Raw genomic sequence first — 24,075 nt, 5'->3', positions numbered from 1 at the left:
TTCATGGGAAGCCTCGAAACCCTGTTAGGCTGGTAGATAAGGACATTCTCGGGTTCATTCAAAACGCAGCCCTTCCCCCAGATTACCGGAAAAGCAAGTTCCCCCGTCTCCCTTTCTCACTATGGTCGATTGGCATCCCTATCTCGAATCCCTCTGCACCAAATACGCCCAATGGTGGCAGGTTTACACGATTACCGATGTAGTCGGGCGAACACCACAGAACCGGAAACAGACATCAGTGCTATTTGATTTTAAATTAATGGTGCAGACGGTGGCACCGGATAGAGACGCCAAGGGGCAAAAGGCGGAACAGGTTGAGAAATTAACCGTACTAGAGGGGTTAAGGAAATATGCGCCCCAGCATATCTTGTTAGTCGGGCGTCCCGGTTCCGGGAAATCCACAGCACTGGTGCGATTGCTGTTGGAAGAGGCGGAAAAAGGCAAGGAAGCCTGTAGAGACGTGCCATGGCATGTCTGGGAACAGGGGGAGAGGTCAAGCAAAATCCCCGTCTTGGTAGAACTCCGCTATTACCGCACCACAATCGAGGACTTAATCCAACAGTTCCTGCAACGCCATGACCCAAATTTAACCCTCAATCCCGACACCCTGAAAGCCGGATTGCGACAAAGGCAATTTTTGCTGCTGCTGGATGGAATTAATGAATTACCCTCAGAAGCAGCGCGGCGGGAGTTACAGCAGTTTCGCCAAAATTACCAGAAAACCACACCCATGGTATTCACCACCAGGGATTTAGGCATCGGGGGTAATTTGGGAATCACCAAGAAACTGGACATGCAACCCCTGACAGAAACGCAAATGCAGGAATTTATCTGCACCTATTTGCCACAACAGGGAAAACAGATGTTGCAGCGCTTGGGGAATCGTTTGCGAGAGTTTGGACAAACCCCCCTGCTGTTAAAGATGCTGTGTGACTTGTTCCATTGTCTGGAGACGATTCCCAGCAATCTGGGTTCGGTATTTCGCGCCTTTGCCCAGCAGTATGACCAAAAAGTTAAAGCCGATGTCCCGGTTACGGAAGACTCACGGGAATTTTGGTCAGAGTTGCTGCAATATTTAGCGTTTGTCATGACGAAGGGTAATGACCCAAAAGAGATACAGGTGGCAATTGCCAAGACAGAAGCTGAGGCAATTTTTACCGAGTATCTGCGTCAGCACGATTTCCTTGACCCGCCAGTTCGCGCCCGTAAATGGTTAAATGATTTACTCAAGCATCACTTGATTCAACTGAGGGCAAATAATCAGATGGAGTTTCGCCATCAACTGATTCAGGAGTATTATACGGCAGAGTATTTACTGAAGCAGTTACCGAATCTTAGTGATGAGGAATTACAACGGCAGTATATCAATTATTTGAAATGGACAGAACCTCTAGCGTTAATGCTGGGATTGGTTGAAGATGAAGCACAGGCAGTGCGAGTGGTGAGGTTGGCGTTAGCTGTGGATGTGCAGTTGGGGGCAAGGTTGGCAGGGGAAGTTAAACGAGAGTTTCAAGAGCAAACAATTACACTGGTGAATGACCAAGATGTTTCTCAACTCGTGAAGGTTCTACTTTTGGGGGCAACTCGTTCTGAGTTTGCCGTTCAACTCTTGATTGATGCCCTTAAGAATGAGGAGGCTTCGGTTCGTTGTTATGCAGCATTTGCGCTGGGCAAAATCCAGTCAGAACAAGCCGTTCAACCCTTAATTCTGGCTCTCAAAGATGAGGATGCTGCGGTTGGTTATCACGCCGCAGAAGCACTAGGAAAGATTCAGTCAGAACAAGCCGTTCAACCTTTAATTCAGGTTCTTAATCAGGGAGAGAAATCGGTTCGTCTTGGTGCAGCATGGGCGCTGGGAGCCATTCAGTCAGAACAGGCAGTTCAACCTTTAATTCGGGCTCTCAAAGATGAAGATGAATCGGTTCGTTTTATTGCCGCAACATCACTAAAAGAAATTCAGTCCGATACCGCATTTACATCCCTAGTTGATTTGATCAAAAATGAAGAGGATTCCGTTCGTCACTATGCTGTATCTGCGTTGGGAGAATTTCAGTTAGAGCAAGTAATTAACATCTTGATTGAAACCCTTCAGGACAAAGACACATCACTTCGTTCGCGTGCAATAGAAGCGCTGGGAGAAATTAAGTCAGACAGGTCAGTTCAACCCTTAATTGATATTCTCAAAGATAAAGATGCTTTGGTTCGTTCTAGTGCGGCGAAGGTTCTAGGGATAATTCAGTCAGAATTGGCAGTTCAACCGTTAATTGATATCCTTAAGGATAAAGATGCTTCTGTTCGTTCTCGTGGAGCATGGGCGCTGGGAGAAATTCCGTCAAAAAAGACAGTTCAATCGTTAATTTATGCCCTCAAGGATGAAAGTAATTCGGTGCGTTATCGTGCAGCTTTGTCACTTGGAAAACAAAAGTCAGAATTAGCCATTAAACCTTTAATTAAACTTCTTTATAACACCGATGTTTGGAGTAGCATGGGCATAATAGATTCACTGCTACAAATTCCGTCAAATAAGACAGTTCAACCTTTAATTAATGCCCTCAAGGATGAAAATGCTTCGATTCGTTCTGGTGCAGCATCAACCCTGGGACAGATTCAGTCAGAGCAGGCAGTTCAACCCTTAATTGATACCCTCAAGGATAAAGATGCTTCAGTTCGTTCTAGTGCAGCAGGCGCACTGGGACAGATTCAGTCAGAGCAGGCAGTTCAACCCTTAATTGAGGCTCTCAAGGATACAAACCCTTGGGTTCGCTCTTTGGGTGCATCTGCGCTAGGAAAAATTCAGTCAAAACAGGCAATTCAACCCTTAATTGATGCCCTCAAGGATGAAAAACATCGCGTTCGTTCTAGTGCAGCGGAAGCCTTGGGAGAGATCCAGTCAAAACAGGCAGTTCAAGCATTAATTGATACCCTCAAAGATGAAGACTATTTGGTTCGTTATAGTGCAGCAGGGGCGCTAGGTAAAATACCATCAAAAATGGCAGTTATACCTTTAATTAATGCCTTTAATGATAAAAATAATGTAGTTCGTAGTTATGTTCAATCAGCGTTAGAGAAAATTGCTAGCCCTGAATTCTTTCCTGATTTTTCAGCACTTCTAAAAACAGATACAGATCCGACTTTACTCAATATAATCTCTGCTATTCAACAGCGCTGCAAATTCTATAATTACACCCTAACGCAACCTCCGACTACATCGATATCCTCAGATTCTCAACTTACCCATCCCTTCCCAATATCTCTCATGCACATTCTCCACCTTAGCGACCTCCACTTTTCCACCCCCGACCAAGCAACCCTGTGGTCTACACAACTCAGACTTGATTTACGTCATGAACTCAAGATTTCTCAGCTTGACGCCCTTATCCTCTCCGGGGATATTGCCAACTACTCTACCCCAAAAGAATACGAAGCTGCCGCCCAATTTCTTAACACCCTCTGCCAAACCTTCTCCCTAAACCCCGAACAAATTACCATTGTTCCCGGTAACCATGACCTCAATTGGAAATTAGCAGAAGAAGCCTACCAACTTGTTGACCGCCCTAAATACAACGGCAAACTAATTGATGGTCATTATATTAATGTCACCGATGAAGTCATCCGAGTTCGTGACGAAGCCGCCTACAAAAAGCGCTTTGACAACTTCCGCCAGTTCTACGAAACCATCAAACAAAAACCCTATCCCTTAGACTATGACCAACAATACACCCTCGACTATCTTCCCGAACAAAACCTCCTCATTTTAGGGCTAAACTCAGCATGGCAACTCGACCATCATTTCAAATCCCGCGCCAGCATTCATGAAAATGCCCTCAGCAACGCCCTGGATAAAATTGATACTAATCCCGATTACGATAACTGCTTAAAAATCGCCGTTTGGCATCATCCCCTCGATAGTCCCTATCAAGATAGAATTACCGACCAAGACTTCATCGGACTCCTCGCCGTTTCCGGGTTTCGCTTCTTCCTGCACGGACATATCCACAAAGCCGAAACCAATCTGTTCCGTTATGATATGAATCGAGATGGGCGCAAATTAGACCGCATTTGTGCCGGAACCTTTGGCGCATCGACAAAAGAACTGGTAACGGCTACGCCTTGGCAATACAATTTGCTGATAGTTCAAAAGGATAAACTAACTGTTCGCACCCGTTGCCGTCGCGGAAAAGATGCGCCGTGGGAATCCGATAGTATTTGGCGTCAGGGGGCGGGAAAATCGTCGTTGGATTATTATACCATTGAGTTGTGATTTTTTATTATTTGTAATTTGTCATTTGTAAGGATACCGCCAATTGTAGGGGCGACCCGCTGCATTAAATTAAGAGAACCCACCCATTAATTTTATCGGGTCGCCCTCCAGGGTATATATTCAGTGGCTCAAATCCTGCGATCGCATTAAGATTGCTCCTTTCCTATAACTTTAAATCCTGCCTGCTCAAAATGTCTATCAAACGCTAAGGCTTCGGTTATGCCTAAATCTTGCATGATCAAAAAAGAACTACAGTCTGTTAAACTCCAAGCTTTATCCCCTCGCTGCATATAAAATGATAAGGCACGATTAAACTGTTCAGTCGTTTGCGGAATGATCGTGATGTTTGGGTGTTGCTGCATCTGTAACACAGTGGTGGCAGCTTGCTGACGAATATTACTGCTAAATTGGGCAAAAAAGTTCATGAATTCGGTTAGCACAATTTCAGTAGTCACGACTCTCACATTTTTGACCTCAACAGATTGGTAAATAGCCACAGCTACTTGATGCCAGCGATCCCTCGGGTTGAATAGAGCAATCCAAAATCCCGTATCCGCAAATATAGCTCTCATGAGGGGCTTTGATTACCATAGAAGTAATCATCAAGTTTTTCAGACGCATCACTGGGAACATCTGCCCATTCCTGTTTAGACACTTGAGTCGCTAGTTGAGTGACAATTTCCCAAAAGGGACGAGCCGTGGCGTCATAGGGGCGATCAATAACGGCGGTGGGCAAATCCTCTGATTGCCGATTGGGTTTTTCTTGTTGTAGGATTTTCTCAACAATGCTTGTGATGATAGCTTCCAGGTCATCTAGGGTTAGAGTAGCAATTGAGCGATCGCGATTTGGAGGTAAATGGGTCACTAAACAGCCTCCTGATTTTAAAACAACGGTTTAATTGTGATCTTACAAGGTGCGATCGCCCCGGAAAAACCCCTGGTTAGATGAGAGCGATCGCACCCACCAGATCCCCAACTTCTTCCAGAAGTCGGGGATCTAATTAATTGACGTTTATCCTACGGTGCAAACCCCACCAATTGAGGCTTGTATGTCTGAATCGCTTTCATGTACTGCGCCCGTTCAAAGCCACTTTCATCAGGACAGTTAATCTGACTCATGCTACCCTGCATCTGCTTGATGGACTCATATTCATGCTCCTCCATCCAATGGCGCACCTCTTGCTCAATCTCTTGCAGATTGCCAATCCCATGACGCAGCAGCACACTAACGATTTCCGTCACTTTCGCCCCTGCCATCATCATTTTGATTACATCCTGCCCTTTATGCACCCCACTCGTAGCCGCAAAGTCCACAGATAAGCGACCATACAAAATCGCAATCCAGCGCATGGGTAAGCGCATCGCTTGCGGTGTACTCAGCAATATATTGGGTGAAACTTCCAACTCCTCAATATCAATATCCGGCTGGTAAAATCGATTGAAAAAGACTAAACCATCCGCACCCGCCTCAGTCAACCGCTTCGCCATATTTGCCATATTGCTGAAGAAAGGACTGAGTTTAATCGCCACCGGAATCTTCACCTCAGACTTCACCGCTTGCAGAATATCAATATAATTCTGCTCCACTTGTGCCCCCGTCTGATCCATATCCGTGGGGATGCTGTAGATATTCAACTCCAGCGCATTCGCCCCCGCCTGCTCAATTTCCTTAGCGTAGCGTGTCCAGCCGCCCACCGTGGAACCATTGAGACTGGCGATGATCGGCATATTTACCGTCTCTTTTGCCTTACGGATATGCTCTAAATATTGCTCTGACCCCACATGAAACACCTCCGCTTCCGGGAAATAGGTCAGGGCTTCGGCAAAACTTTCTGTACCATACTCCAAATGATGGTGTAACTCCAACTTTTCTTGGCGCAGTTGTTCTTCAAATAAGGAATGCAGCACCACAGCCGCCGCCCCTGCATCCTCCATACGCTTGATGTTGTCAATATCTTCCGTCAGGGGCGCCGCCGCACCAACGACGAGGGGCGATCGCAATTCTAACCCTAGGTATGTTGTTGTCAGATCCATCCGTTTAAACCTCTTACATTATTTATGGGTAATCCTGTGGAGGGGTGTAGAGACGCGCCATGGCGCGTCTCTACAATGTTATTTAGGTACTCGCTGGTTCCTTAACCTCCCCACCAGTTTGGGTTGTCTGACCATTTCCATCACCGTTGTGGGTGTCCAACTGACGGGCTGCCAGATATTGGTACATCTGCCACCGAGTCTGCACATCCTGCTGCGCTTCTTCCAGGAGACGTTTGGCATCTTCTGGCTTACTCTTGGTCAGCATCTTGAAGCGGTTTTCTTCATACATGGATTTTTCCACGGGGAATTTCGGGCTCCGCATATCCAGTTGCAGGGGATTCTTGCCGTCTTTAACTAAATCTGGATTAAACCGATACAGCATCCAGCGCCCAGACTCAACCAACGCCTTTTGATGAGACATCGCCGTGGTCATATTAATCCCATGAGCAATGCAGTGGGAATAAGCCAAGATTAGGGATGGACCATCATACGCCTCAGCTTCCAGGAACGCCTTGAGAGTATGTTCATCCCGCGCCCCCATTGCCACACTAGCAACATAGACATTCCCGTAGGTCATGGCAATTAAGCCCAGGTCTTTCTTAGCTGACGGTTTACCACCTGCGGCAAATTTCGCCACCGCCCCCCGTGGGGTAGCTTTGGACGCCTGACCCCCGGTATTAGAATAAACCTCAGTATCCAAAACCAGGATATTCACATTGCGACCACTAGCAATCACATGGTCTAAACCACCGTAACCAATATCATACGCCCAGCCGTCACCGCCAATAATCCAGACACTCTTCTTGACCAGGTAATCGGCTAAACTCAACAACTGCTTGGCTTCAGGAGAGTTCATCTGTTGCAGTTTCTGCTTGAGTTGAGCCACCCGTTCCCGTTGTTCCCAAATATCGGCTTCGGATTTCTGTTCCGCGTTGAGAATGCCACTAACTAAGTTATCGCCAATCTCACCGGCTAAACGTTGCAGTAACTCAGCGGCAAATTGGGTGTGTTTGTCAACGGAAACGCGGAAGCCGATACCAAATTCGGCGTTATCTTCAAATAAGCTATTCGACCAAGCAGGTCCGCGCCCTTCAGCGTTTTGTGACCAAGGTGTGGTGGGTAGGTTTCCACCGTAAATCGAAGAACAGCCTGTGGCATTTGCCACCAACATGCGATCGCCAAATAGTTGAGTCACCAGTTTCAGATACGGCGTTTCCCCACACCCTGCACAAGCACCGGAGAACTCAAACAGGGGTTCTTGCCATTGCTGCTGGCGGATGCGGTCTAAATTTAAAGAACGGCGATCGGGATTGGGAATATCTAAGAAGAAGTCCCAATTTGCCTGTTCCTGTTCCCGCAGCGGTAACTGGGATTCCATGTTAATCGCCTTCAGCTTGGGCTGAGACTTGTTCTTCGCCGGACAAACATCTACACAAATTCCGCAACCGGTGCAGTCTTCAACCGCCACCTGAATCGTGAATTTCTGTCCCGCATACTCTTTATCCCGTGTATCCGTGGACTTAAGGGAAGCGGGGGCGTTTTCTAACACCTGCGGGTCATAAGATTTGCCTCGGATTACCGCATGGGGGCAAACCATGACACACTTACCACACTGGACGCAGACATCGGGGTCCCACACGGGAACTTCTAGGGTTATATTCCGTTTTTCCCATTTTGTCGTGCCAGTGGGGAATGTGCCATCTACGGGCAAGGCACTCACTGGCAGATTATCCCCACCCCGCGCCATCATCTGACCTAAGACATCCCGGACAAAGGCTGGGGCGGTGTCGGGAACTGGGGGACGCATCTCCACAGTGCTGTCAAAGGTGTCTGGCACTTGCACTTCATACAGATGCGCCAAGGTGTTGTCCACTGCCTCAATATTCATGCGGACAACTTCTGCACCCTTCTTGCCGTAAGTCTTTTCAATGTACTGCTTAATTTTGGCGATCGCTTCTTCTTTGGGTAAGATATTCGCCAGTTCAAAGAAGCAGACTTGCATCACGGTGTTAATCCGCCGTCCCATGCCACTGTTAACCGATACCTCATTGGCGTCAATGACATAGAACTTCAACTTCTTGTTGACAATTTCCTCTTGCACCGGGCGGGGCAGTAGACCCCAGACTTCATCTGGACTAAAGGGACTATTCAGCAGGAAGGTAGCACCTGGGGCGGCGATACTCAGGACGTTGAGTTTTTCCAGGAATAGCCATTGGTGACAGGCGACGAAGTTGGCTTGGCTAATCTGGTAGGTTGAACGAATCGGTTCTGGACCAAAGCGTAGGTGAGAAACGGTGACGGCGCCGGATTTCTTGGAGTCGTAAACGAAGTAGCCTTGGGCGTAGTTGTCGGTTTCTTCACCAATAATCTTGATCGAGTTCTTGTTTGCGCCCACGGTACCGTCTGACCCTAAGCCATAGAACACACAGCGCACCACGCTTTCGGGTTCAGTGGAGAAGCTGGGATCATAGGAGAGGCTGGTGTGGGTTACGTCATCGTTAATGCCAATGGTAAAGTGGTTCTTCGGTTGGTCAGCGGCTAGGTTCTCCAAGATAGCCTTCACCATCGCAGGGCTAAATTCTTTGGAGGATAAGCCATAGCGTCCACCCACAACCCTGGGTTTCGGACTCTCAGCTTCCCTGGCTTCCTGAAGGGCTGTAACGACATCTAGATACAGGGGTTCGCCACCAGCGCCCGGTTCTTTGGTGCGGTCTAGGACGGCGATATTCTTAGTCGTAGTCGGTAGTGCCGCGACTAAGCGCTTCATATCAAAGGGGCGATACAGCCGCACTTTGATCAGTCCTACTTTTTCACCCTGTTTGTTCAGGTAATCTACGGTGTCATGGGCGGTTTCTGCGCCAGAACCCATGAGGATAATCACTCGTTCGGCATCGGGGGCACCGTAATATTGGAATAGTTCATACTTGCGTCCGGTGAGTTGGGCAAATTTGTCCATGGTTTTCTGGACAATTTCCGGGCAGGCATCGTAGTAGGTATTAACGGTTTCCCGTGCTTGGAAATAGACGTCTGGGTTTTGGGCGGTGCCGCGCAGGACGGGGCGATCTGGGGTTAGACCCCGCGCCCGGTGTTCCATCACCCGTTCATCATTGATCATTTCCCGCAGATCATCGTCCGCTAGTAGTTCGATTTTCTGAACTTCGTGGGAGGTGCGGAAGCCGTCAAAGAAATGGATAAAGGGAATGCGGGATTCTAGGGTGGCGGCGTGGGTAATTAACGCCAGATCATGTGCCTCTTGGACTGAGCCTGATGCCAGAAGACCAAAGCCTGTGGCACGGCACGCCATCACGTCTTGGTGATCCCCAAAAATGGACAGGGCTTGGGCGGCTAGCGATCGCGCGGCGACATGTATCACGGCTGAGGTCATTTCCCCAGCGATTTTGTAGAGGTTGGGCAGCATTAATAGCAAGCCCTGAGAGGCTGTGAATGTGCTGGTCAATGACCCTGCCTGCAACGCGCCATGGACTGTACCTGCCGCTCCTGCTTCACTCTGCATTTCAATGATTGAGGGAACGGTACCCCAGATGTTCTTGCGACCTTCTGACGACCAAGCATCTGCCCATTCTCCCATGGGTGAAGCGGGGGTGATCGGATAAATGGCGATCACTTCATTGAGTGGGTAGGCAACGCGAGCCACCGCTTCGTTTCCGTCTAGAGTTGCAATCGTTCGTTTAGTCATAGTTACAAACCTTTATGGTTTCTAGGTAGTCGTTTTTGGAGCGCTAAACTTCAACTTAATTCCTTGTCTATTGCAAATTCCCTATTGATTTCGTCTGCTCTACTACAAAACGGCAATTTTCTTTGAAATCGAATTGGCATAAATTATCCAACTGAGTTCTTCTTTTCACAACGTCAATGTTGTTTTTTTCTGAGGTATAGAAGTCGGCATTCAACCCCCATACTCCATGTCTGACGGTCATCTCCGGGATTTGTTAACGGTTTTTTAACCTTCCCGTCTGCTTCCGGATACTCTTCTATTATCTAACAAAAATTTAGCAATTGAGGGGAGTCTAACTTTTTTTTAATTTCTTTAAAATTTGGGTGACTCCCTCCCTTAAAATAATCTAAAGAATAAGCAAATAAGCTGTATTAGTTTTTACAAGCTGGGAGATTTTAACTTCATTAAGTATTTGCACAAATTCATTAAGAAATATTTCATTTTGTAAATATTTCTCAGCTTCTGGACTTTTGAAAGTCTGTGTGTCCGCAGTCGCGAATTAATTCATCGCTGGGATTGGGTTAAGTTTAAACTATATTTGACATCTTCACAAAAGATTCCAGAATTAATTGTGAACCGAGTTCTTCAAGTCCTACTATCAACGATGAGTTGAAAGATTTTGAGCGGCTGTTTCAAATTTGGCAGCAAGCAGGTTTGATGGGCGCAAGGATGGTGCCCCTACGGTGTTTTTTGGGGTTGACTGCGTTGATACTGGCGTGGAATAATATATAGATAAAACTATGTACGAGCTTCAACTCCAAGATTATGACAACTCTCGACAATACTAATCCATCTGACCTGTCTCAGGCAGGAGAAAAGGGTTCACCCTTATCCCGGTTACCGATTCCCTGGATCAAGATTGGACAATACCTATTCCTGGCGGCTTTGATTTGTACAAGTATCATTAACTTTGTTGTTCAAGATAAAGCCATTATAGTTATTTGGATAGCTGTCTTAGTTTCGATTTTGGTATTCCTGGTTTTGATCGATAAGCAGTTAGCTAAAGAGGCGATTCGTCAAATTCAGCTTGATGTTGCCAAACGAGCGGAAATTTATCAATATCTTGTTGATGAACAGCTACAACCGGGTAGCAATCCTATAACGGTAGCTCGAGAGAATGCGTTGCAGTATTGCCAAGAACTGATTGAGGACTATAAACAAAGCCGCCAAACTTCGAGAAATATATACTATACATTCCAAATGGCGACGATTGTCTTTTCCGGGATTACACCCATTCTGGTTTTGGTTGATAAGTTAGATATTGGCGTCGCTTGGTTTAAGTGGTTACCTGTTATCTTTCCCGCGATCGCTTCTATTGTTGCCAGTGTGGTGACCTCGTTTCCTTTTCAAGAAAATTGGATTTCTGCCAATACAGCCGTTGAATTGTTAGAAGCCGAACGGGAAAAATTTATATTGGGAGTCACCCAAGCTTATCGTTGCTATGATTTAGACGATCAAGTCCAACGTCAGAAAAAGCTGAAACAGGCAATTGAAAATTTTATTAATCAGGTGAATACGATTCATCTGAAGCAGGTTCAAGAAGCCTCGGAAACTCTGCAAAAGCCAGAGGGGCAGGAAACCGAGAAATCGGCGGCGTGATATAGTTAGGGGGTGCATGTCAACCCGAGTAGGTTGGTACTTTGGCACGAAAGCCAACAATACTTAATCACCACAAGACGCCAGTGGTTTAACCACTGGCTAAACGGTCAAGTCGTCTAAAGAGGACTCATATCAAGTCTTGGGGTAAGGGCACGGCAATGAAAGAGCCCCTACAGGATGTATAACTACAGACGATTTAACCCATTGAACTTGTAACACCTTCTCAGACTCCCATGGAACATCCTGCTACCTGGATGCGAGAGGGAAACAGCCCTGCTAAGATTATTCTGGCGATCGCCGTATTGATTGGTGCGATCGCACGATTGCTGAATGTCTTGGTTCCGGTGATGCGGAAAGAGTCGCCCAAGTAGCAAGTAGTAGCGTGGCACACCTTAATTGGTGGATTAGCATTGTAGGGGCGCATGGCGTGCGCCCGGTTTAAAAGTCAAATCTATTCCACCATTTTAGCTGTGTCAGTCCGCCATCGTGCGTTAGCGGGGCAATAATTTAGGGGAAACTCCAATGAATTGTGTTCCCCGCGTAACGCACCAACACAAATAGATAATATAAATAATTGCGTTTTCAATCAGAAACCAGGTTTTTAACTGCCTAGATCGCTAATCTCTATGACAGGAAAGGTCAAAATGGTACAGACATCAGCAAAACCGGAAACCGAAACTCTGTTACTTGAGTTACCAAAAACCATGAAGCTATATGTCACTCCAGAACAGTTTACAGCCCTAGCCGAGTGCAATAGAGAATTACACCTGGAGAGAACGGCAAAAGGAGAATTAATTGTGAATCCACCCACAGGTTGGCGAACTGGCAAACGGAATTGGAGTATTTCTGGAGAGTTGTATATATGGTGGCGAAATGCAGATGAACCGGGCGAGGCGTTTGATTCCTCAACGGCTTTCATTTTACCCAATGGTGCTACTCGTGCCCCGGATGCTTGTTGGATTAGTCAAGAACGTTGGGATGCACTGACTGATGAACAAAAGGGAACCTTTGCCAATATTTGCCCGGATTTTGTGGTGGAGTTACGATCGCAGTCGGATACTCTGAAGTCGCTGCAAGAGAAAATGCAGGAGTATATGGACAATGGGGCTAAACTGGGTTGGTTAATCGATCCACAAAATAGAACAGTAGAAGTTTATCGAGTCGGTTTAAACGTAGAAATATTGTCAAATCCGGCTGAGTTATCCGGTGAGGAAGTCTTACCGGGTTTTGTGTTAAATTTGTGTCGGGTGTGGGGTTAGCGTGATCGCACTTAAGGTGGGCAATGCCCACCCTACATTGCACTTCTCACCCGGATTTCATATCTGCGATCGCACTCTTCGTCATCGCCGCAATGGCTTTATCCGTGGCTTTGGGTAAATGGTAATATTTCCCACCCGCCTGCTTCGCCAATTCCTTCGCAAACCCCGTAGACACAAACTTATTTTCTGTATCAATCACCAATAACTGAATTCCCATTGCCCGAATTCTTGCCGCAATATCCAACAGTTCCCCCTTAATATCCGGCTTTTCGCCCTCGGCTATCGGTTCACCCAAGGAACGGGCTAAGGAAATATTCCCTCGTCCATCGGTAATTGCCACAATCACCACCTGACCGATATCTCCCGACATTTTGGCATTCACCCCCACACGCACCGCCTGGGTTAACCCATGTGCCAACGGGGAACCGCCACCACAAGGTAACCGATCTAACCGCCCCCGCGCCAAAGCAATGGAACGGGTGGGGGGTAACAACACCTCCGCTTGTTCGCCGCGAAAGGGAATTAGGGAAACTTGGTCGCGGTTTTGATAGGCTTCTGTCAGAAGTTGCATCACTGCACCCTTAGCCGACTGCATTCGGTTGAGTGCCATTGAACCCGATGCATCCACCACAAATACCACCAAAGCCCCGGCTTTACGGGCTAGGCGTTTAGAGCGCAAATCTCCCGACTCTACGATAACCTTACGGTTTGGCTGGCGTTCCCGGCGTCCTTTCTGATAGGGTGCAGCCGCCCGTAATGTGGCATCAACGGCGATGCGTTTAACCGCACCTTTGGGTAACATGGGCTTGACATATCGCCCCCGATCATCAGAAAAGATAATACTGCGGGTTCCCGATTTTCCTTGCCGCTGCGCCATTTGAGCGAAGTAGAGGACGCTGGGATCGAGAACGACTCCCTCGGTATCAAAGATGAATTCTTCGGGGATGCTGGGGGGTTCTTGTTCTTGTTCTGGTTCCTCTTGCTCCTCTTCTTCCTTATCCTCTGGTTCGTCTTGGTCTTGGGAAGACTCATTCTGAGGCGGTGGGGGTGGAGGTGGCGGTGGGGGTTCTTCTGGTGGGGTCTGGACGATGGTAGAACGGGGGACAATCACTAATTCCACAGCGCGTTTCAAATCGTCAGCACTAACTGTCTGACGCCCATCTAGGGCGGCTGAGGCTTGGGCAACGCGGACGGCAAACAGTTCCGCCCGATGTCCTTGGACGCCACCCCGCAGGGCTTCTTCGACGAGATAAGCAATTTGGTCATGAGTAATTTGTACCTCTTTGAGCCATTCTCGTGCCAGAATAATATCGGTTTTCAGGTTATCTATGTCTTCGTGATACTGCTCGATAAAGGCTTGGGGTGAGGTTGTGTACGCGATCGCGCCTGCGACGGCTTGCACCCGCTGATCCAGTGCCAGCACTCCATCGGCGGATAGGGTAATCGCAATTCTATCGAGTAAATGCTCCCGCAGGGGTCCTTCGTCTGGGTTGTAGGTGGCGATTAATAGGGGTTTGCAGGGATGCTGAAAACTAATCCCCTCCCGTTCGATTTGGTTGCGCCCTTCGGTGAGAACGCTTAAGAGTTGGTTGGCGATTTGGTCATCGAGGAGGTTGATTTCATCAATATATAAAATACCCCGATGTGCTTGGGCTAAAAGTCCGGGTTGAAAAACAGGTTCGCCTTGTTGCATCGATTTCTCCACATCCACTGAACCTAAGAGGCGATCTTCGGTGGTTCCCAGGGGAATTTGCACAAACGGTGCGGGGATAATTTCTGTCTCAACAGTGGCGGGTTCAATCCCTTGGGCTAAAAGCTGATCATCCCATTCTTGAGGATAATCGGCATGGCAATTAGACAGGGAACCCTTAACCACTTCAATGGGGGGAAGGAGGGCGTGGAGGGCTCGTGCCATCACGGATTTCGCCGTTCCCCGTCGTCCCGCGATCGCAACTCCTCCTAATCCGGGGTCAACCGCCGCCAACAGGAGCGCTAATTTAATCGCTTCTTGACCCACGACAGCCGTTAGGGGAAAATTGGTTATTGCTGTGGCAGAGTTGAGCACAGGCATAAGGCAAGCATGACACTATCAGTTTTTCAGCATACCGCGTCCTGGAGTCGTTTGGACGGTTAACGGAAAAATCTGACGAATGACAAATAATGACCTTGTATGTGTCTACCTACTTACAGGTTTTTTCGTCAATACTGCCTCTTCGATAATATCGGCGGCTCGTTTGACGCCACCGGATTGACGCATGAGCGCCTGTAGATTTAAAGCATTCTGTTTATAAGACTCTTGCGTTAGCACTTTTTTTATGGCATTTCGCAATCGAGAAACCCTCAATTTCTTCAGGGGTATCACTTCCCCAGTCCCTGTCCAAGCAATACGTGCAGCTACACCAGGCTGGTCATTGGTTACCGGAATTGCTACCATGGGGACTCCATAACTCAACGATTCTAATGTCGTATGCAATCCGGCATGGGTAATGGTGAGGGTTGCTTTTTCGAGGAGTTGCAATTGAGGGGCAAAACTAACCACAATCGGATTCCCAGGTAATTGGGGTAGTGATTCGGGCGGCATAGAACCTGCCATAGATACCACTAATTGTACATCCAATCCCTCACAGGCAGAGGCAATGGTTTGAAACACTTCAATTCGCTTATTTTGTATCGTCCCCATAGAGGCATAAATCAACGGTTGTCCCGTTAATTTTTCATCAGGAAACGAAAGGGGTTTCCGATTAGCGGGGTTATGGAAAGGTCCGGTGAAATGGAAATAGTCGGGTAAATCTGTTCGCGGAAACTCAAACTCAGCGGGTTGATGACTGATTTGAGCCAGTTTAGAGTAGGCATCATTGCGGGTTGCCAAGGGGGGCAATTTCCACCCTTGGCGATAGTTTTCCACGACATCCCAAATGGGTTTATCGATGGAATTGAGTACCCTATACCCTGCTTGGTTACGCCAATGTCCCCACCACGTCGGGCTATAGCGCCAAGGTGTATTCCACGGCGGAATACTTGGATGTTGATGGGTCACTAAACCACTACACAAGGTAATAAAGGGAATGTCAAGATACTCAGCGACTGTTCCACCTTCAAAGGAGGTATTATCGACCAAAAGGAGTTCTACACCAACGTCCTTGCAGGCTTCTGGGGCGTCTCTTAGTAATACATCTACCCATCGTGACATTAGACGACTAACATATCTCCTGGCGCTGAGTCCACTCCTTTTCCCTAACCCAGACAAATATTGAGCCATTGCTCCGGCGGGAAAATCGGACTGACCAATCGCTCTAAATTCCAAACCCCTGGCTACTGTCTGAGATTGAACCTCGATGGAACCACAGAGGGTGAGGCGATGACCGCGCTGTTTCAGTTCGTTTCCCACGTTAAACATCAGGTTGAGATGGCTTGGTGCAGCGGGGCAGATGATACCAAAATGCGTCATATATTTTCTTTTTCGAGTTTATTGTATATTCTTAAACTGAATAAACCTCTATTAAATACCAATTTAAGCCTTAAAGGACTTTGGCAATCGCTCGCAGCACTGAGGGTAAACCATCCAGCACCGCCTTATAGGTGAGTTCATGGGCACTTTCGAGTTCCCCATCTTGGCGAACAGCTTCCACCCAATTATTAACGATTGAGTCCAGTTTATTCAGTAACTCCTGAGAAAAATTCATTTTTAGGCAATTAACCTTTACTGTTTCCTTTTATGGGGGTTACACCCACATTGTTTGGCGCTCTCCATCTCTGCATCAGAGCGAACCGCTTCAATCCAATGCTTGACGATTGTGTCAAGCTTATTTAACAACTCTTGACTAAAATCCATAGTTGAGGTTTGCCGCCCAGTCAAAATCAATTAAGGTGAACCCATTATAAATCCAGTATAGGTCTAATTTCTGTCTTTAGGGGGTTGTAGGTGGAAGCCTGAAGATTTTATAAGAATTGTACGGTTTAGCCAGTTGATGTGCTGATGCCAATCAGTGATGGAGTCATGGTGATGAATTTTAAGATTATTAGAGAACTATTTCAGGAAACGATTCAAGAATGGCAAGAGGATAAAGCGTCACGTTTAGCCGCCGCCTTAGCCTATTACACAGTGTTTTCCTTAGCACCGCTGTTAATTATCGCGATCGCGATCGCAGGTTCTATTTTTGGTCCGGAAGCGGCGCGGGGGGAAATTGTCCAGCAAATTCAAGGGTTGGTTGGTACTGAGGGGGCTAAGGTGATTGAAACGGCAATTGAAAATGCTAATCAACCAAATATTAGCAATATTGCCTCCATTATCAGTATTATTGTTCTGCTTTTTGGTGCATCGGGAGTCTTCGCCCAACTTCAAGATGCCTTGAATACGGTTTGGGGAGTACAACCTAAACCGGGACGTCCAGTTAAAGGCTTTTTACAGAAACGGTTATTGTCCTTTTCTATTGTGCTGGGGGTTGGCTTTTTACTCTTAGTTTCCTTGATTATCAGTGCCGTCTTATCGGCGGTGATTAATTATGCCAGTGATTTACTCTTGGGAATGGAATTTCTTTGGTCACTTTTAAACTGGGGGCTTTCTCTGAGTGTAATCACGCTGCTATTTGCGATGATGTACAAGTTTCTTCCGGATGTTAAAATTAGCTGGAGTGATGTCTGGATTGGGGCGATTATCACCGCCATACTTTTCACAATTGGTAACTCTTTAATTGGCATGTATTTAGGGCGGGGTGGTTTTGCCTCAACCTATGGTGCAGCGGGTTCGTTAGTGGTTTTTCTCGCCTGGGTTTATTATTCAGCCCAAATCCTTTTTCTGGGGGCAGAATTTACTCAAGTTTATGCGAGAAAATTTGGGGCAGAAATCGTTCCCGATAAACATGCAATTCAACTCACTGAAGAAGCGCGGGCAAAACAAGGAATTGCTCGGACAGAAACCTTAAAAAAAGCCGCAGAAAATTCAGGCAATTCACCAAAATCTTCCGCGACAAAAAAGTCAGGTAATCCGGGGGCTAAAGCGTTGAAAGCCTACAATGATTTAGCCCGAAAAATGGGCTTAAATAAAAAAGAAAAGGAAAAGTAGGATTAAGCGGTTCGGCATTTAAACCTTAATGTCAATAAGAAATGGCAAAATCCTTACTCTAAGCGGCTTTCGGGGAAAATGCCTCCATTGAAGTGACGGCAAGTGGGGCAGAAGCATTAACGGTTTTTGCTGATAGTCTAGAGGAGGGTGGTGACGTAGCCGTCGTTATGGCTGACTACTTTATCTCAGGGAAGAGAGGAGATGAACGGGAGCATGTCAGGGACAGCACAGAACGTTCAAGTAGGTTGGGTAGAGGAACGAAACCCAACTGGCTCTCCCTGGAGTTGGGTTTCGTTCCTCAACCCAACCTACAAAGGTGACATGCTCCCAGATGAACTGCTGACGTGCATCTATCAACGTTCTCCCGCTACCCGGAAAACTATGCTCACCAGACAAGCTGATTGGGCGGGAGTGGTTATGGGATTAACTCGGTAAACTTATATCGTTATATCCGTAAACCTTAGGAAAGCATCGACTTACACCTAAGGGTGAAAGAAGCCCGGCGACGGTATCATCAAGACGAATAATTGACTCAAAAAACAGCACAACTGGATCAAATGAATCAGGGATTAAACCAAGCCGTATTAATTACCCAACTCCAAGAGAGTGAACATCGCCTAAAACAGCTTCTTGATGCTGTACCTATGGGTATTTTTGTGTCAGATGCTGATGGTAAACTTTACTATGTGAATCAAACCGGCGAGCAAGTTTTCGGTCAAGGAATGGTTGAGTCAATGGCGGCGGATCAATTAATGGAAACCTATCGGATTTATCAGGCGGGAACTGATCAAATTTATCCCCAGAATCGCCATCCCTTATGGCAAGCCTTACAAGGGAAACGGGTACGAGTGGATGATATGGAAATCTGTCGCCGCGATCGCACCATTCCCCTAGAAGCCTGGGGCGCCCCAATCTATGATCGTCAGGGAAATCTGACTCATGCGATCGCGGCGTTTGCTGATATCTCTCAACGTCAGCAGGCTGAGCGGGTTTTAGCCGATTATAATCAGAGTTTAGAACCACAAATTGCGGCACAGACACCGGGTAGTCGCGAGTGCAAACAAGCCGAAGCAACCCTGAAAATCCGCGCCCGCCAACAAGCCGCAATTGCTCAATTTGGACAAACTGCATTAGTGGAAACCGATGTATCTGAGCTAATGGATCAAGCCGTAACTCTGCTGGCTCAAACCTTGGAGGTAAACTATGCCAAAGTGTTACAACTTTTACCCGATGGGGAGACATTATTCCTAAAAGCTGCGGTAGGCTGGCAAGGGGAATTAGTGAGTCACGTCACAATTAGCACAGAAGGCTATATTCTACCCCACAATGAACCCGTTATTTTTGAAGATTTACGCACAGAGACTCGGTTTGGGGGTTCACGCCTGTTGCAGGATCAGGGGATAATTAGCGGTATTAGTGTGATTATTCCCGATCGCGCTCAACCCTTTGGAGTTTTGGGCGTATATACCTCACAACCCCGCCAATTTAATCAGGATGATGTTCACTTTCTCCAAGGAATTGCCTATATCCTAGCAACAGCCATTGATCGCCAACGAGCAGACATCGCCTTACGCCAAAGTGAAGCCAGAAATCAAGGGATTATCGATGCGATTCCTGATTTAATGTTTCGGCTCAAGGCTGATGGGATGATCACCGATTATATCGCTCCTGGGGATAGACTAGACTTAATTTACCCAACCTGCGATCGCATTGGTAGCAGCATCCACGACTGTCTGCCATCAGACGTAGCCCAAACCTGTCTGTACCATCTACATCAGGCGTTGCTAAGGGAAGAAACCCAAATTTATGAACAGCATCATTGGAGTAAGGGTAAGCTGCACTATGAAGAAGTGCGGGTTGTGGTAACTGGGGACAATGAAGCCCTATTTATTATCCGAGACATTAGTCAACGCAAGCAAGCTGAGGCACAAATTGCCTTGCAAGCCTCTCTACTGGATCAAGTCAGTAACGCTGTCATTGCCACAGATTTAGCCGGAACCATTATCTACACCAATCAATTTGCCCAGGGTTTATATCAACTCAACCCAGAAACCATACTCGGTCAATCCATTCTTGATGTTACCGTACTTCCCCAAGATCAATCCCTGGCGCAGGAAACTTTAGCGGGTGTTCAAGAAAATGGTTATTGGGAGGGGGAATTCACGGTTAAATGCCAAGACGGTAGCACCTTCCCGGTTTATGCCACCAATACCCTAATTCGAGATCACCAAGGAAATCCCATCGGCTATGTGGGTGTGAGTATTGATATTAGCACTCAAAAACAAGCGGAGGAACAACTGCGCCAAAGTAAACATTTTATCGAACAGATTGCGGCGGCTTCACCCTATTGCTTATATATTTATGATCTGATCGAAAATCGCAATATCTACAGCAATCAAGAAATTGCTACCATTTTGGGTTATACACCCGCACAAATTCAAGCCATGAGAGAGAATTTTATCTCCAGCCTACTGCACCCCGATGACTTCACTATCGTCTCAGAAAAATGGCAAAAGTTAGCGAATGCGGCGGATGGGGAAATTTTCGAGTTAGAGTATCGGATGCAGGATGCCCAAGGGAAATGGCATACTCTATGGGGGCGGGAGACTGTATTCGCTAGAACTCCAAATGGCACCGTTAAGCAGGTGATTGGTACGGCAATTGATATCACCGAACGCAAACAAGCAGAAGTTGGATTACGCAACAGTGAGCAACTCTACCGTACCATGGCAAAACATTTCCCCAATGGGGCAATTTTCTTGTTTGATCATAATTTACGTTATTTAGTCGCCGATGGTCAAGGGTTAGGTTCCTCAGGCTCAGGATATAGCCGAAATGTATTAGAAGGAAAAACCATTTGGGAGGCTTTATCCGACTCGGAATGTGCGATGGTTGAACCCCTGTATCGCAACGCTTTAGCAGGGATAGAACAAACTCTGGAAATCCCTTATGGGAATTGTATTCATCTGGTGCAAACTCGGGCAGTGCAAAATGATACTGGAGAAATTATTGCGGGTATGGTTGTCGTGCAGGATATTACAGAACGCAAACGAGCAGAGAAATCCCTGAGAGAACGAGAAGCGTTTTTACGCAGTATCTACGACGGAATTGAAGCGGCTGTCTTTATCGTTGATGTTCAAGAATTGGGTGAATTTCGCTATGTTAGCATTAACCCAGCCCATGAACGGATGTCAGGTCTTCTTTCCTCCCAAATAAGCGGTAAGACTCCCCAAGAAGCCTTCACTCCAGAAGTGGCACAGGCGGTGTCTGAACGGTATCATACCTGTGTTGAGGCGGGAGAACAGATTACCTATGAAGAATGTCGGCTGATTCAGGGACAAAAAACCTGGTGGATTACTAATTTAACCCCTCTGCGAGACAGCAACTGGCGAATTTACCGACTGATTGGTACTAGCTTTAATATTAGCGATCGCAAACAGGTTGAGAAAACTTTACAGTTGCAAGCCGCCGCGATGACAGCCGCTACCGATGGGATTGGGATTTTGAATCAGCAGGGGGAGTATGTCTCTCTTAACCAGGCGCACGCCCAAATCTTTGGCTATGATAACGCTACCCAACTCCTCGGTCAAAATTGGCAGGCGCTGTACGAGGCGAGGGAATATCAACGACTGCTAGAAGATTCTTTACCATTATTATCGCAGCAGGGATATTGTCGCACTGAAGCCCAAGGGTTACGCCGTGACGGGAGTACATTTCCCCATGAAGTCTCGATCACGTTATTACCCGGAGGAGAAACAATTTGTATTGTTCGCGACATTACTGAACGTAAGCAAGCCGAAGCTGCACTACGAGAAAGTCAGCATTTTGTTCAACGTATTGCCGAAGCCTCTCCTAATCTTTTATATATTTTCGATTTAACTGAACAACGCAATATCTACGCCAACCGGGAACTGGCAGCGTTTTTAGGGTATACTGCAGAACAAATTTATGCCATGGGTAAAAACATTCTACCTACCCTCATCCATCCAGAGGATTTAGCTCGATTACCCGCCTATTTCCAACAAATTCAAAATGCCGCCGATGGAGAAATCTTTGAAATCGAGTACCGAGTCAGAGATGCTAATGGAGAATGGCACACGCTTTTGGGTCGAGAAACCCCCTTTGCGAGAACCGCTGACGGTATGGTTACCCAGCTTTTGGGTACCGCCACAGACATCACCGAACGCCAACAGATAGAAGCCGCATTACAAGAGAGTGAACAGCGCTATGAGTTAGCAACTCGTGCGGCAAAGGTAGGAGTTTGGGAATGGAATCTACAGACTAATGAATTTTATATCGACCCCACAATTAAGGCAATTCTCGGTTACACCGAGGCAGAAATTGCCAATGATTTGAACCATTGGACAACCTATATTCATCCTGATGATCAGTCGGTTGTCCTCGCCGCCGCCGATGCACATTTAGCGGGAGTTTCTCCAGAGTACCGAGTTGAACATCGAATGCTGCACAAAGATGGCTCAATTCGTTGGATTATTGTGCGGGGACAAGCCATCCGAGATGCCCAAGGAAAGGGTATCCGCATGGTTGGTACGAATACTGATATCACCGAACGCAAATTAGCTGAAATCGCCTTACAAGAGGCAAAAGAAGCCGCCGATGCAGCTAACCGGGCAAAAAGCACATTCCTGGCAAATATGAGTCATGAATTGCGAAGTCCCCTCAACGCTATTTTGGGGTTTGCTCAACTGATGAGTAATAGTGTCACTCTTCCCCGCCAGTACCAAGACAATCTACGGATTATTCACAACAGTGGAGAACATTTACTGACACTAATTAACCAGGTTTTAGATTTATCTAAAATTGAGGCGGGACGCATTACCCTGAATGAAACCACATTTAACTTGCATCATCTGTTGCGTGAAGTTGAAGATATGTTTCGACTCAAGGCAGATGAAAATGGCTTACAATTGGCTTTTAACTGTGCGGCTGATGTTCCCCACACCATCCAAACCGATGAGATTAAGTTACGCCAAGTCTTAATTAATCTCCTGAGTAATGGGATTAAATTTACTTCAGCAGGAAGTGTGGTTGTGAATGTTGCCTCACAAAGGAGAAATGACCGAAGAGAGGTAGAAGGACATGAGAACAGTTTAGACAGAAAAATAACCCTTCATTTTGAAATCAAAGATACCGGATGCGGTATTGCGGCTGATGAATTAGAGAGTATCTTTGAAGCCTTTGTGCAAAGCCAAAGTGGAGTCCAATCCCAGAATGGAACAGGTTTAGGGCTGCCGATTACGCGCAAGTTTATTCAACTTATGGGCGGAGAAATCACGGTGAAAAGTCAAGTTAGACTGGGTACAACCTTTACATTTGATATTCAAGCCCAGGTAATCGATGTCACTCCCAGCACAGCCCAAACGACTCCCTGTCGCGTCATTGCCCTTGCACCCAATCAACCCCACTATCGGATTTTGATTGTGGATGATCAAGTGGAAAACCGTCAACTATTGATGCAATTGCTAAATCCCTTGGGCTTTGAACTCCAAGAGGCTAGTAATGGTAAAGAGGCGATTGAGATTTGGCATAATTGGCAACCTCATTTAATTTTAATGGATTTGCGGATGCCGGGAATGGATGGCTACGCTGTTACCCAAGAGATTCGACAGTGTAGAGACGCGCCATGGCGCGTCTCTCCATGGCGCGTCTGTTCCCCAATAATCATTGCCCTAAGTGCTAGTGTAATAGAAGAAGAACGGTTAAAAGCCTTAGAGGTGGGTTGCACGGATTTCATTGCTAAGCCGTTTCACGAATCGGATTTGTTTGCCGCCATACGCCAACATCTGAAAGTCAATTTTATCTGTGACGAGCCGGAAAAAAATACCGGGCAAACGGAGACAGTTGTCTTAACATCTGATGATTTGGCTATCCTGCCTATTGATTGGTTAGCATCGTTGCACCAAGCTACCCTTGAGGGAGATTTTGAGCAGATGTTAAGCTTGATTGATCAAATCCAGGCTCAGGATAATACTCTCGCCCATACTCTTGCTCACTTGGCTAAGAATTTCCAGTTTGAACGATTACTCGATTTAACCGAACCTTGGTCAACTATAACTGATAAATTATGAGTTAATGGAAAGGGAAGGGGGAAGGGAAAAAGATC

At 46.8% G+C, this 24,075-nt stretch carries 14 protein-coding genes; 7 read left to right on the top strand and 7 right to left on the bottom strand.

Translation table 11 applies throughout. From position 1 onward, the window contains the following. Positions 1–121 precede the first annotated feature (121 nt). Positions 122–4,261: a HEAT repeat domain-containing protein gene (locus RIM23_RS20675; protein WP_446368975.1), complete on the top strand. Its 4,140-nt coding sequence runs from the start codon at positions 122–124 to the stop codon at positions 4,259–4,261. 146 nt (positions 4,262–4,407) lie between these two features. Here the strand turns inward: RIM23_RS20675 and RIM23_RS20670 are convergent, their stop codons facing one another. The 4 genes from RIM23_RS20670 to nifJ all read right to left on the bottom strand — a co-directional run bounded on the left by RIM23_RS20670 (position 4,408) and on the right by nifJ (position 9,992). Continuing rightward, positions 4,408–4,833: a type II toxin-antitoxin system VapC family toxin gene (locus tag RIM23_RS20670; RefSeq protein WP_446368974.1), complete on the bottom strand. Its 426-nt coding sequence runs from the start codon at positions 4,831–4,833 to the stop codon at positions 4,408–4,410. After that, positions 4,830–5,126, bottom strand: a complete 297-nt coding sequence (locus RIM23_RS20665; RefSeq protein ID WP_446368973.1) for a hypothetical protein — start codon at positions 5,124–5,126, stop codon at positions 4,830–4,832. Before RIM23_RS20665 ends, RIM23_RS20670 begins: the two co-directional genes overlap by 4 nt. A gap of 152 nt (positions 5,127–5,278) precedes the next feature. Beyond that, positions 5,279–6,295 carry a dihydroorotate dehydrogenase-like protein gene (locus RIM23_RS20660; RefSeq protein WP_446368972.1) on the bottom strand — a complete coding sequence of 339 codons (1,017 nt, stop codon included), beginning with the start codon at positions 6,293–6,295 and terminating at the stop codon, positions 5,279–5,281. Positions 6,296–6,377: 82 nt separating this feature from the next. Continuing rightward, the gene (gene nifJ, locus RIM23_RS20655; protein WP_446368971.1) at positions 6,378–9,992 is read right to left on the bottom strand and encodes a pyruvate:ferredoxin (flavodoxin) oxidoreductase; all 3,615 of its coding nucleotides are present in this window, start codon (positions 9,990–9,992) and stop codon (positions 6,378–6,380) included. An 804-nt stretch (positions 9,993–10,796) separates the two neighbouring features. Between nifJ and RIM23_RS20650 the strand changes: the two genes are divergently transcribed. The 3 genes from RIM23_RS20650 to RIM23_RS20640 all read left to right on the top strand — a co-directional run bounded on the left by RIM23_RS20650 (position 10,797) and on the right by RIM23_RS20640 (position 12,889). Next, complete coding sequence (locus RIM23_RS20650; protein WP_446368970.1) at positions 10,797–11,630, top strand: DUF4231 domain-containing protein; 834 nt, start codon at positions 10,797–10,799, stop codon at positions 11,628–11,630. Positions 11,631–11,863: 233 nt separating this feature from the next. Further along, on the top strand, positions 11,864–12,001 hold the full coding sequence (locus tag RIM23_RS20645; RefSeq protein ID WP_446368969.1) for a hypothetical protein: 138 nt from the start codon (positions 11,864–11,866) through the stop codon (positions 11,999–12,001). 273 nt (positions 12,002–12,274) lie between these two features. After that, positions 12,275–12,889 (top strand): Uma2 family endonuclease, encoded by a 615-nt coding sequence (locus tag RIM23_RS20640; RefSeq protein WP_446368968.1) that lies wholly within the window; start codon positions 12,275–12,277, stop codon positions 12,887–12,889. Between the two features lie 46 nt (positions 12,890–12,935). On the opposite strand, the gene bchD is transcribed toward RIM23_RS20640, so the two are convergent. From bchD to RIM23_RS20625, 3 genes are all read right to left on the bottom strand, one after another. After that, on the bottom strand, positions 12,936–14,960 hold the full coding sequence (bchD, locus tag RIM23_RS20635; RefSeq protein ID WP_446368967.1) for a magnesium chelatase ATPase subunit D: 2,025 nt from the start codon (positions 14,958–14,960) through the stop codon (positions 12,936–12,938). A gap of 105 nt (positions 14,961–15,065) precedes the next feature. Then, positions 15,066–16,337 carry a glycosyltransferase gene (locus tag RIM23_RS20630; RefSeq protein ID WP_446368966.1) on the bottom strand — a complete coding sequence of 424 codons (1,272 nt, stop codon included), beginning with the start codon at positions 16,335–16,337 and terminating at the stop codon, positions 15,066–15,068. Positions 16,338–16,407: 70 nt separating this feature from the next. Continuing rightward, positions 16,408–16,572 carry an RsbRD N-terminal domain-containing protein gene (locus RIM23_RS20625; protein ID WP_446368965.1) on the bottom strand — a complete coding sequence of 55 codons (165 nt, stop codon included), beginning with the start codon at positions 16,570–16,572 and terminating at the stop codon, positions 16,408–16,410. Between the two features lie 320 nt (positions 16,573–16,892). Here RIM23_RS20625 and RIM23_RS20620 point away from each other — a divergent pair, with 320 nt between their 5' ends. From RIM23_RS20620 to RIM23_RS20610, 3 genes are all read left to right on the top strand, one after another. Further along, positions 16,893–17,951: a YihY/virulence factor BrkB family protein gene (locus RIM23_RS20620; RefSeq protein WP_446368990.1), complete on the top strand. Its 1,059-nt coding sequence runs from the start codon at positions 16,893–16,895 to the stop codon at positions 17,949–17,951. 213 nt (positions 17,952–18,164) lie between these two features. Beyond that, entirely contained in the window at positions 18,165–18,386 is a 222-nt protein-coding gene (locus RIM23_RS20615) for a hypothetical protein (RefSeq protein WP_446368964.1), read from the top strand. Positions 18,387–18,478: 92 nt separating this feature from the next. Beyond that, positions 18,479–24,040, top strand: a complete 5,562-nt coding sequence (locus RIM23_RS20610) for a PAS domain S-box protein (protein ID WP_446368963.1) — start codon at positions 18,479–18,481, stop codon at positions 24,038–24,040. Positions 24,041–24,075 lie beyond the last annotated feature (35 nt).

The organism is Coleofasciculus sp. G3-WIS-01 (genome assembly GCF_040223135.1).
Taxonomy (GTDB): Bacteria; Cyanobacteriota; Cyanobacteriia; order Cyanobacteriales; family Coleofasciculaceae; genus Coleofasciculus.
Note: the sequence above shows the minus strand (reverse complement) of the source record. Positions and strands in the feature narration are given on the sequence as shown.

Coding starts and splice junctions, on each gene's coding strand:
- RIM23_RS20670 (WP_446368974.1), bottom strand. CDS start 4,833: ATGAGAGCTATATTTGCGGATACGGGATTTTGGATTGCTCTATTCAAC.
- bchD (WP_446368967.1), bottom strand. CDS start 14,960: ATGCCTGTGCTCAACTCTGCCACAGCAATAACCAATTTTCCCCTAACG.
- RIM23_RS20645 (WP_446368969.1), top strand. CDS start 11,864: ATGGAACATCCTGCTACCTGGATGCGAGAGGGAAACAGCCCTGCTAAG.
- RIM23_RS20675 (WP_446368975.1), top strand. CDS start 122: ATGGTCGATTGGCATCCCTATCTCGAATCCCTCTGCACCAAATACGCC.
- RIM23_RS20650 (WP_446368970.1), top strand. CDS start 10,797: ATGACAACTCTCGACAATACTAATCCATCTGACCTGTCTCAGGCAGGA.
- RIM23_RS20620 (WP_446368990.1), top strand. CDS start 16,893: ATGAATTTTAAGATTATTAGAGAACTATTTCAGGAAACGATTCAAGAA.
- RIM23_RS20615 (WP_446368964.1), top strand. CDS start 18,165: ATGTCAGGGACAGCACAGAACGTTCAAGTAGGTTGGGTAGAGGAACGA.
- RIM23_RS20640 (WP_446368968.1), top strand. CDS start 12,275: ATGGTACAGACATCAGCAAAACCGGAAACCGAAACTCTGTTACTTGAG.
- RIM23_RS20660 (WP_446368972.1), bottom strand. CDS start 6,295: ATGGATCTGACAACAACATACCTAGGGTTAGAATTGCGATCGCCCCTC.
- RIM23_RS20625 (WP_446368965.1), bottom strand. CDS start 16,572: ATGAATTTTTCTCAGGAGTTACTGAATAAACTGGACTCAATCGTTAAT.
- nifJ (WP_446368971.1), bottom strand. CDS start 9,992: ATGACTAAACGAACGATTGCAACTCTAGACGGAAACGAAGCGGTGGCT.
- RIM23_RS20630 (WP_446368966.1), bottom strand. CDS start 16,337: ATGACGCATTTTGGTATCATCTGCCCCGCTGCACCAAGCCATCTCAAC.